A 5,925-nucleotide genomic window follows, 5' to 3' on the forward strand; every position below is an offset into this window, starting at 1 on the left:
CCACCGGCGGGGTGATTGTGGAGGCCGGGAACGCCGCCGCCTACAAGACAGGCTCCTGGCGCGCTTTTAAGCCTGTGTGGAAGGAAGAGCGCTGCATCCACTGTCTCTTCTGCTGGATGTACTGCCCGGAGCCGGCGGTGAAAGTCGAGGGGGGCAAGATGAAGGGGTTCGATTACGACTATTGCAAGGGGTGTGGCATCTGCGCCAAGGAGTGCCCCGAGAAAGCCAACGCCATCGAAATGGTACCGGAGTTCTAGTTGCGCGGAGGAAGAATGGCTCAGATTGTTGCCCTCACGGGAAATGAGGCCGTTGCGGAGGCGATGCGGCAGATCAACCCCGACGTGGTGGCAGCTTATCCCATCACTCCGCAGACGGAGTTGATGCACAAATTCGCCGAGTTTCACGCCGATGGCCTGGTGGATACCGAGCTGGTGCTGGTGGAGTCCGAGCATAGCGCCATGAGCGCCTCCGTGGGCGCCGCGGCTGCTGGTGCCAGGGCCATGACCGCCACCAGTGCCAACGGCTTGGCCCTGATGTGGGAGATCGTCTATATCGCCGCCTCGCTGCGCCTGCCTATCGTGATGGCCGTGGTCAATCGCGCGCTTAGCGGCAACATCAACATTCACTGCGACCACTCGGACAGCATGGGCTGCCGCGACTCCGGCTGGATCCAGCTCTTCTCCGAGAATGCGCAGGAGGCCTACGACAACACCATCATGGCGGTCAAGATTGCTGAGGATCGGCGCGTGCTGCTGCCGGTGATGGTCACGCTGGATGGCTTTATCATCAGCCACACGGTGGAGCGCTTGGAGATCTTGGAGGATCAGCAAGTCAAGGACTTTGTGGGCGAGTACCGGCCTGAGCGCTACCTTCTCGACGTCGACCACCCGTTTACGGTGGGGCCGCTGGACTTGCAGGACTATTACTTCGAGCACAAGCGCCAGGAGATCGAGGCAGAAGAAAACGCGCTGCCGGTGATCGAGGAGGTGTCGCGTGCCTACGGAACTCTCTCCGGCAGGGGGTATGACCTGATCGAAGAATACCGCATGGAGGATGCAGAGCGTGCCGTGGTGGCCATGGGCTCCACCTGCGGCACGGCCAAGGTGGTCATCGACCAGTTGCGAGAGCAAGGAGAGGCGGTCGGCTTGGTCAAGGTCCGCTGTTACCGACCGTTCCCCTATGAGCGGATCATTGCGGCGCTCACGAAAGTCAAGGCGGCGGCAGTGCTCGATCGCGCGGTTTCCTTTGGCGCCAAGGGCGGCCCGTTGTACGGCGACGTGCGCTCCGCGCTGTTCAGCAACAACGGCCAGCACTCCGTGAAAGTGATCGACTACATCTACGGCCTGGGTGGACGGGACCTGGAGGAGGACCATCTGCACAAGGCCTTCGCCGACCTAAAGCGCGTTGTGCAGACCGGTCGGGTGGAGTTTGAGGTTGGCTACTTAGGGCTTCGCGAATAGCGACCACACGTTTGGGCGAGGTATGAGACATGGCGACCATCAAAGAACTTGCACAGAGAGGAGATAAGCTCTCCCCTGGGCATCGTGCCTGTGCTGGCTGCGTGCCGATCATTGCCTTCCATCAGGTGCTGCGTTCGGCCCAGGGACATGTGGTCTGCGGCTGTGCAACCGGCTGCATGGAGGTGGTCACGACCATCTTCCCCTACACCGCCTGGAAGGTGCCTTTTATCCATAACGCCTTCGAGAATGTGGCGGCCACCATCAGCGGGGTGGAGGCCGCTTATCGTGCCCTGAAGCGCAAGGGGCGAGTGGACAAGGACATCCGCTTCATCGCCTTTGGCGGAGACGGCGGCACGTACGACATCGGCCTGCAGTCCCTTTCAGGGGCGCTGGAGCGCGGGCATAACATGCTCTACGTCTGCTATGATAATGAAGCCTACATGAACACTGGCATCCAACGCTCCAGTGCCACACCGTTTGCTGCCGATACCAAGACCGCGCCCGCAGGCAAGGTGCACAAGGGGAAAAAACAGTTTCCCAAGAATCTGACCGAGATCGTCATCGCGCACAATGTGCCCTATGCGGCGCAGGCCAGCGTCAGCCATTGGAAGGACCTGAACCGCAAGGTGGAGCGGGCTTTGGCAGTTGAGGGGCCGACGTTCATCAATGTTCTGGCCCCCTGTCCGCCAGGATGGCGCTTTCCACAAGAACTGGGCATCGAGATGGCCCGCCTGGCCGTGGAGACCTGTTTCTGGCCATTGTACGAGTATGACCACGGCGTGCGCATCTTGAACTATCGCCCGAAGGAGAAACTGCCCCTCAGCGAGTGGACGAAGCATCAGGGGCGGTTCCGTCATCTGCATCGTGCCGAGAACGCGCACCTCTTGGCCGCGGCCCAGGAAGAGGTGGATCGTCGGTGGGAACTCCTGGTGCGCATGTGCGAGCAGAGCGCCGGTCAGAAGTGACCTAAACTCGGCGGGGCTCTATGACGCTTGCCAACGGTTTGACGCTGTTGCGCATCGCCCTTACGCCACTTTTTGTCGCTCTGATCCTGGGCGACAACCTGGTCAGTCTTTACGCGGGGTGCACAATCTTCGTGGTGGCCTCGCTCACAGATCTTTATGACGGCTACGTTGCTCGCCGGTTCGGCGCGGTGAGCACATGGGGCAAGTTCCTCGACCCCCTCGCCGACAAGATCCTCATCACGGCTGCCTTGATCTGTCTGGCTATCCTCGGCTATGTGGCGGTGTGGATGGTGGTGGTGATTGCGGTGCGCGACGCGCTCGTCACGGGGCTTCGCTCTTATGCCATGTGGAAGAGACAGCCAGTCGTCACCATGGGGTTGGCACGGGTGAAGACTGCTGCCCAAGCGGGGGCCGTGTACGCCGTGATGGCGTTTATGCTGGCAGAACGCACTTTGGCCGGGCGGCCATCGGCAGCGCACGCGCTCGAAGCGGTGCGACGGCTCGGCCTCCTGGATAAGCTCATGTTCGTAGTGACCTGCTTGACGGTGATCACAGGCATCCTCTATCTTGTGGATAACCGCGCCCATGTGCGTCAGGCGGTCGCGGCTCTGCTGCGCGCCCTTATCCCCCGTGGGGTGCGCGTGTGAGTTTCCTTAGCAAGTTGTGCGCCACCGGTTTTTACACCGGGTTTTCGCCTGTGGCACCTGGCACCGTGGGGAGCGCGCTGGCACTGATCCTGGCTGTGTTGCTTCCGCCACCCGGGGCACTGGGCAGTGCAGTGGTGCTTCTTCTGCTTGTACCCCTTGGAGTAGTGACGGCGACGCGCGCTGAGCAGGTCTACGGGCACGATGCCTCGCAGATCAACATCGACGAGATCGCGGGGATGGCGCTGGCCCTATTTGGCCTGCCCAAGACCATTCTCGCGTATGGGACGGCGTTCCTGGTCTTCAGGGCCCTGGATGTGCTCAAGCCGTTTCCCGTGGATGAGCTCCAGCAGTTGCGTGGCGGCTGGGGCGTAATGGCCGACGACCTCATGGCTGGCCTTTACACGTGCATAGGCCTGCACGTGATGCTGAAGCTGTTTGGCTGAGCGACGTCTGCAAACAACAGCGTGGATGTCGGACAAGGTGGGTTGAGCCGGAATAGAAAACTCACCTTTGTTTTTTCTTGGAGAATTGCTTATATTTCAACCTGTCAGAGCGCCGAGCAGAGCATGAAAACGGGCGAGCGAATAGTTGCCGAGTTGGTGACCGTCGGCGATGAGTTGTTGGCCGGGCGTCTGGCCAATGGCAATGCGCAGTTCCTGGCGCGCGCCCTGCGAGAGGTCGGCGTAGTCACCCAGTGGATGACCACGGTGGGTGACGACCGTGAGCAGATGCGCGATGCGTTCGCACGGGCACTTGGCCGTGCCCAGGTGGTGGTCATCACCGGTGGTCTGGGCCCGACGCCTGATGACCTGACCAGACAGGTGGTTGCGGAGCTCTTGGGCGTCCCGTTGGTAATAGACGAAGAGGCCCTGGCTGCCATACGCGCTCGCTTTGCGGCCCGCGGCCTGCGCATGAGCCCGAACAACCAGCGCCAGGCGCAAATTCCGCAAGGGGCGACTGTTCTGCGCAACCCCTTAGGTACTGCGCCGGGGTTCACGTTCCGGTGGCAGGGTGCGATCGGCTTTGCACTCCCCGGTGTGCCGGCGGAGATGCGGGCGATGGTGGAACAGGAGGTCCTCCCCCGCGTGCAGGTGCTGGCTGGCTGGTGGTGCGTGGTTGAGCGGGTTTTGCGCACCACGGGGATCCCGGAGTCGGCCCTTGCAGAGCGGCTCAGCGGGGTGGACGAAGGGCAGGCGGTTCGCCTCGCCTACCAGGCCGGCAGCATAGGCGTGGACGTGCGTTTGACCGCTGAGGGGCCGGAGCGCGATGCCTGCCAGCGGGCGGTAGAACATGCGGCGGAGATGGTGCGCCAGAAGGCGGGAGAATTCATCTACGGCACCGACGACTGCCGGCTGGAAGAAGCGGTGGGCAAGCTTCTGAGCAGTGCCGGCAAGAGCATCGCCGTGGCGGAATCCTGCACCGGCGGCTTGGTCGCCCACCGCTTGACTAATGTCTCCGGCAGCTCGGCCTATTTTGAGCGCGGAGTGGTTGCTTACAGCAACCAGGCCAAGGTGGAACTGCTGGGCGTGCCCGAGGGGCTGATCGCGCGCCACGGGGCGGTGAGCCCGGAAGTGGCAGTCGCCATGGCAGAGGGGATCCGCCGCGTGGCAAGGACCGACCTCGGCCTTTCGACAACAGGGATTGCCGGGCCGACAGGCGGGACGCCGACCAAACCGGTGGGGTTGGTGTACATAGGGTTTTCCGACGGCACGCAGAGCGTGTGCAAGCGAGGCCTTTTTCCCTTCGATCGTCTGGCCAACAAAGAGCGCGCGGCCACGGCGGCATTGGACATGGTACGGCGGTACCTCCTCGGCTTGCCGCTCCTCAACGACGAGATATGAGAGGTGGCTTTGGCGAAGATTCGCACGTTCATCGCCATTGACATTCCGGCGGCACAGAAGGAGCAGATTGCGCAGCTGCAGGCCACCCTGCGCCGCGTGGGCGGGCGTATTAGCTGGACACGCCCGGAAGGCATCCACCTGACGCTCAAGTTCCTCGGAGACGTGGATCAGGCACAGATCCCTGCGGTTGCCGAGGCGGTGGCACGGGCTTCCCGACAAGTCGCGCCCTTTGAGGTGAGCATCGCAGGGGTGGGCGCCTTCCCCAATTTTCGGCAACCCCGTGTGTTGTGGGTGGGCATCGAGGAGCCAACCGGCAGGCTGAAGACGCTGGCGCGCGCCATCGAGGAAGAACTCCGCCCCTTGGGTTTTCCGCCGGAGGGGCGCGACTTTTCGCCGCACCTGACCCTGGGCCGGGTGAAGGACCCTCGCGGCGTGGAGTCCGTGGTGCGCGCCCTGCAGCAGGCCAACTTTGCCGCGGGCACATTTGTGGCTCACGAGGTCCGGGTCATGAAGAGCGACCTCAAACCAACAGGGGCGGAGTACACAGCGCTGCACCACATCGCACTCTCTTCTCACTAACGAAGGTGGGGCTGACAGATGACTGACCAAAAGAGCGAAAAAGAGCGGGCGCTGGAACTGGCGCTGTCACAGATCGAACGTCAGTTCGGACGCGGCTCGGTGATGCGCCTGGGGGAGGAGAGGGCACGAGTCAAGATCGAGGCCATCTCCACCGGCGCCTTGTCCCTGGACGCAGCCATCGGCATCGGCGGCATCCCGCGGGGCCGCATCATCGAAATCTTCGGCCCCGAGTCCTCGGGCAAGACCACGTTGGCGCTGCACATGATCGCCGAGGCGCAGAAGGCAGGGGGGATCGCCGCCTTTATCGACGCAGAACACGCGCTGGACGCCAACTACGCCCGCAAGCTGGGGGTGGACACCGACAATCAGCTCATCTCCCAGCCCGACACCGGCGAGCAGGCCCTGGAAATCACCGAAACCTTGGTGCGCAGCG

The 5,925-nt window shown here is 62.7% G+C and carries 8 protein-coding genes; all 8 read left to right on the top strand.

Annotated elements, in window-relative coordinates:
• On the top strand, positions 1-257 hold a 257-nt coding region (locus H5U38_13730), incomplete at its 5' end, for a 4Fe-4S binding protein (protein ID MBC7188080.1).
• A 15-nt stretch (positions 258-272) separates the two neighbouring features.
• A complete protein-coding gene (gene porA, locus H5U38_13735; GenBank protein ID MBC7188081.1) occupies positions 273-1,460 on the top strand; it encodes a pyruvate ferredoxin oxidoreductase in 1,188 nt (395 codons plus the stop codon).
• Positions 1,461-1,489: 29 nt separating this feature from the next.
• Positions 1,490-2,425: a pyruvate ferredoxin oxidoreductase gene (locus H5U38_13740; protein ID MBC7188082.1), complete on the top strand. Its 936-nt coding sequence runs from the start codon at positions 1,490-1,492 to the stop codon at positions 2,423-2,425.
• A gap of 20 nt (positions 2,426-2,445) precedes the next feature.
• A complete protein-coding gene (gene pgsA, locus H5U38_13745; GenBank protein MBC7188083.1) occupies positions 2,446-3,072 on the top strand; it encodes a CDP-diacylglycerol--glycerol-3-phosphate 3-phosphatidyltransferase in 627 nt (208 codons plus the stop codon).
• The gene (locus H5U38_13750) at positions 3,069-3,515 is read left to right on the top strand and encodes a phosphatidylglycerophosphatase A (protein MBC7188084.1); all 447 of its coding nucleotides are present in this window, start codon (positions 3,069-3,071) and stop codon (positions 3,513-3,515) included. Before pgsA ends, H5U38_13750 begins: the two co-directional genes overlap by 4 nt.
• Before the next feature lie 123 nt (positions 3,516-3,638).
• Positions 3,639-4,913: a competence/damage-inducible protein A gene (locus tag H5U38_13755; protein ID MBC7188085.1), complete on the top strand. Its 1,275-nt coding sequence runs from the start codon at positions 3,639-3,641 to the stop codon at positions 4,911-4,913.
• Between the two features lie 9 nt (positions 4,914-4,922).
• Positions 4,923-5,492 (top strand): RNA 2',3'-cyclic phosphodiesterase, encoded by a 570-nt coding sequence (gene thpR, locus H5U38_13760; GenBank protein MBC7188086.1) that lies wholly within the window; start codon positions 4,923-4,925, stop codon positions 5,490-5,492.
• An 18-nt stretch (positions 5,493-5,510) separates the two neighbouring features.
• On the top strand, positions 5,511-5,925 hold a 415-nt coding region (locus H5U38_13765; GenBank protein ID MBC7188087.1), incomplete at its 3' end, for a DNA recombination/repair protein RecA.

It is taken from the genome of Calditrichota bacterium, assembly GCA_014359355.1.
Taxonomy (GTDB): Bacteria; Zhuqueibacterota; Zhuqueibacteria; order JANLFK01; family Oleimicrobiaceae; genus Oleimicrobium.